At 32.7% G+C, this 3090-nt stretch carries 5 protein-coding genes; 2 read left to right on the top strand and 3 right to left on the bottom strand.

The window, feature by feature from the left end; translation table 11 throughout:
- Positions 1–361 precede the first annotated feature (361 nt).
- Positions 362–1000, bottom strand: a complete 639-nt coding sequence (locus AC1DIT_RS27735) for a DUF3267 domain-containing protein (protein WP_476998575.1) — start codon at positions 998–1000, stop codon at positions 362–364.
- 55 nt (positions 1001–1055) lie between these two features.
- On the bottom strand, positions 1056–1226 hold the full coding sequence (locus tag AC1DIT_RS27730; protein WP_016115306.1) for a DUF4083 family protein: 171 nt from the start codon (positions 1224–1226) through the stop codon (positions 1056–1058).
- A gap of 443 nt (positions 1227–1669) precedes the next feature.
- Between AC1DIT_RS27730 and AC1DIT_RS27725 the strand changes: the two genes are divergently transcribed.
- Positions 1670–2107, top strand: coding sequence for a GNAT family N-acetyltransferase (locus AC1DIT_RS27725; RefSeq protein WP_016133043.1), 438 nt, complete (start codon positions 1670–1672; stop codon positions 2105–2107).
- A gap of 245 nt (positions 2108–2352) precedes the next feature.
- On the opposite strand, the gene AC1DIT_RS27720 is transcribed toward AC1DIT_RS27725, so the two are convergent.
- Positions 2353–2682, bottom strand: coding sequence for a glycosyltransferase family 2 protein (locus AC1DIT_RS27720; RefSeq protein ID WP_154214595.1), 330 nt, complete (start codon positions 2680–2682; stop codon positions 2353–2355).
- Here AC1DIT_RS27720 and AC1DIT_RS27715 point away from each other — a divergent pair.
- The gene (locus AC1DIT_RS27715) at positions 2681–3067 is read left to right on the top strand and encodes a GNAT family N-acetyltransferase (RefSeq protein ID WP_476998576.1); all 387 of its coding nucleotides are present in this window, start codon (positions 2681–2683) and stop codon (positions 3065–3067) included. The two genes, AC1DIT_RS27720 and AC1DIT_RS27715, sit on opposite strands and share 2 nt — an antisense overlap.
- The last annotated feature ends 23 nt before the right edge of the window (positions 3068–3090 follow it).

Below are 3090 nucleotides of genomic sequence, written 5' to 3'. Positions count from 1 at the left end.
CCCCCTATATCATGATATCTCCTCTCAATCTATCATGATATGGAAGTTATTTGGTAAAAAAGTGTTCAATCTTGGTTGTCGGAAACTGTCTACTTTAGTTTAGCAGTCACAAATATATAAACTGATAATATATTTGACATTATAAATGTGATTCACTTAAACAAACAGGTGCTTTATTTCAATAAGAATTAAACAACTTTATTAATGATTTTTGAGTACAAATACCTTTAAATGTATAGAAATTAAACAACTTTAAAGAGCCTTACCACACACTAGATTGTAGCAAGGCTCTTCATAATTCTCGGTATCGGAAGTTAAACAGAAAATAATATATATAGTCTCGTAAAAGTTTTTTGTGTCATTATATTTCAAGTGTTTGCGATTTAACTTTTGTGCATTTCCAGTATGTCTTCGATCCGTTATTTCTTAAAATACCATTTGGAGGTACTTGTTTTAGTATTAGTAGGAGTGTAAGCATATCTACTGATGATGCCATTGAGTTCAACAGTATTAACCATTTTAAAGTTGTTGTCAATGCACCGAAAACACTTAATAGAAGCGGTGTTAGGATTGAAATGATAAAAAAAGGGGCGATTGTAATAAGTACAAATCTTGGTTTTGAAATCTCTTCTTCTGTTGCAACAAATCCTCCAAAGAAAGTGAGTCCAATCCATGTTTTTTCTGATTTAATGAAATTAGGGATAAAGATTAAATGAATTAACTCGTGAAGGATTACAAGAAAAATAATGAAAAGTAGGGATACTAAGTCGATGGTTATGAATACCCCCTCTGTTGTTAATCCAAACTCACGTAAAGATATATCGGAAAAAATATTGATCATCCCTATCGAAATGAGTGCATTTATARTCATAAAAGGAACAGACAGCAAAAGAGCGTTGACAAAATTTTTAGGTTCTTTCATCGGAGTCCAACCATCTTGTGTGAGCGTTATATCTAAAGTCTTATCCCCCTTTGGTACACTATTTCTTATTTTCACCATGTTTTTCACTCCTTTTATAAAATAAACAGCAAACCCCTCCTATTTCGAGGAAGGATCAATCTTTGTTTTGTTTTTCTAACAGTTGAATAACCCTATCTAACTTTTTCTCAACTGGATCTTGCTTTTTGCGATTGCTGGTATGCCGAATTATACGTATAATTCCGCCAAACAGTGCACCGATGATTACTGCAATAATGACGTAATAAATAGTGGTTCCTAAGGGCATTATTCAGAACCCCCTTTTTTCCTTATTATACCATTCGGAGGAAGTTATATGTTGTGTAATTTAAGTTGTATATGTTATTCATGTAAGGTTAACATAACGTCCCATTATCAGAAGTTCTCCTCACCAATAATTCCCGACTTATCAACATTCTTTGAAACATCCTCTTCACCTACGTATGTAGTTTCTTATTCATCTCATTATATTAGTGGTTAAAAGCARTCATTGTCTTTTTTCCTTTACTCCATATGTATAAAATTTCGCATAAACTAACGGCCAGCTTATGGGTTAATAATTAACTTACGGCCAATTTATGCTTCCAATTCCTTTGAATAATTTGATAATTATCTGCAAAAATAAGTGTTTTCTGGCCAACTTATAGGTAAAGTGACATTATAATAGGTAGAACCATTGATATATCAATATTAATAGAGGGGGATAATTATATGATTCGTGAAGCTGAACCAAAAGACAGTAATGTAATTGAAAATCTATATAAAAAATTAGCACCACATAGTAAAAACATTAAGGTTTTACCAGAAAGAATTGAGCAGATAAGGAATGATTCTAATAATTTCTTATTTGTTTATGAGGAAGATTGTAAAGTTAAAGGAAGTATATTTATGACGTTTTGTCTTGATCCTGGATATCAATTTAGACCGTATACCGTTCTAGAGTATGTGATTGTAAATGAAGATTTTCGAGGTAATGGGATAGGTAAAAAGTTACTAAAACATGTAGAACGGCTATCAATTGCAAGGGGATCCACAAGAATTATCTTATTAAGCAGTACAACTAGAATAGAAGCACATAAATTCTTTGCTAAAAATGGTTATAATGGAACTATAAGTAAGGGCTTCAAGAAGTATATACCAATTAATTAAGTTTTATATATAAGAGCCATTCTTAGCTAAAGGAGTGGTTTTCTTAATTATCTTTAAATTAACTAACACAGTTTAAAAGAAGTCATCGTAAAGAAAAGAAAAGAAAAGAAGCATGTTGTGTCAATGATGCTTAATTTTTTCGTTATGGGGATAATTCAAAAGCTTAGCTTGATAGCGATGCGGTAGAACCCCTTTTTAAAGTTTTTTATGAAATTATTTGTGTATAAAGGTTATAATCGAACTGGTTAAACCATCGAACTATTTTTAAAGGCTTCTACGCCCTTTATATCTGAACTGCGGTATATGTGATAAGCAGGATGATGTGTATCCACATATAAATCAAATCCTAAAGCAACTGCTCTAATACAAAAATGCCTATCTTCACCCCCAAAAAAAAGATTTTTGATTGTTGAAAAATTAACTCCTACTTGTAGGGCCTTTCGACTAATAGGTGTGCAAGCGCCTAACCCTCCAACTTCATATACGCCTGGTATTCGCAATTGGTGTAGGAAAGAGAATATTTGCTCTCGGATTTCCTCATTAGACATCAAGGAGTGATATTGCTTTTTGTACATGGAATACTCATCCTCTATCCATACTTGGGGCATTTCAATTGTGCCTGGTTGCCAGGAAGTCCAAAATATATTACTGATGATATCTTTTTCTGCAGATATCAATTGTTTTAATGTGTTTGGGTGCAATAACGGAAACTACTTTAACATTGAAGATGTAATGGAGAGCCGGTTATTAATGAATGATGGAATACCATTTCCTCCTACCGAACGTGACCATGAAAAATTTCTTAATGAAGTAAGTTCTGATAAAGAGGATTACATGTTTGGGATTGAACTTAAAGATGAAAAAATCTTTATTGGGACAATAGCTGTTTACTTAGTGAACTGGAAGAATGGTACTTGTCACGTTGGCGTTTCAATAGGTCCTGAATTGGCGTTTCAATAGGTCCTGAATATCAAGGGAAAGGT

This window comes from Bacillus sp. 05T22 (assembly GCF_056396765.1).
The sequence above is the reverse complement of the archived record's forward strand: the minus strand, read 5'-3'. Positions and strand labels throughout refer to the sequence as shown.

Coding starts and splice junctions, on each gene's coding strand:
- AC1DIT_RS27730 (WP_016115306.1), bottom strand. CDS start 1,226: ATGCCCTTAGGAACCACTATTTATTACGTCATTATTGCAGTAATCATC.
- AC1DIT_RS27725 (WP_016133043.1), top strand. CDS start 1,670: ATGATTCGTGAAGCTGAACCAAAAGACAGTAATGTAATTGAAAATCTA.
- AC1DIT_RS27715 (WP_476998576.1), top strand. CDS start 2,681: ATGGAATACTCATCCTCTATCCATACTTGGGGCATTTCAATTGTGCCT.
- AC1DIT_RS27720 (WP_154214595.1), bottom strand. CDS start 2,682: ATGTACAAAAAGCAATATCACTCCTTGATGTCTAATGAGGAAATCCGA.